The following is a 259-nucleotide window of genomic DNA, read 5'->3' as shown; positions in this document are numbered from 1 at the left end:
CCCTGCACTAGATAAACCCGACTTACCTTTTAGGTGTAACTGCTGAGAGTATTCAAGTCTGAAATTGTTTAAACCTTGTAGCTTTTGTTGATTCGATTGCAAGTTTTGATTAGCTTGTAAGTAACTCATGCGCAAATTTTCTTCTTTATCATTTTCAATTTTGAGCAATAAATCGAGTTTGTTTTTAGCCATTATGCTTGTCCTAGTAACTGAGCAAGACCTTGCAGACCATCATCGTAACTAATGACATCTCGCATAC

Annotated in this window: 1 protein-coding gene; it reads right to left on the bottom strand. The window is 36.3% G+C overall.

Features of this window, described 5'->3' with window-relative positions; translation table 11 throughout:
- The coding region (locus AAEY88_RS14285; RefSeq protein ID WP_350563452.1) for a hypothetical protein at window positions 1-192 on the bottom strand (192 nt) is incomplete at its 3' end.
- Window positions 193-259 lie beyond the last annotated feature (67 nt).

The organism is Psychrobacter sp. CAL346-MNA-CIBAN-0220 (genome assembly GCF_040309805.1).
Classification (GTDB): Bacteria; Pseudomonadota; Gammaproteobacteria; order Pseudomonadales; family Moraxellaceae; genus Psychrobacter.
Note: the sequence above shows the minus strand (reverse complement) of the source record. Positions and strands in the feature narration are given on the sequence as shown.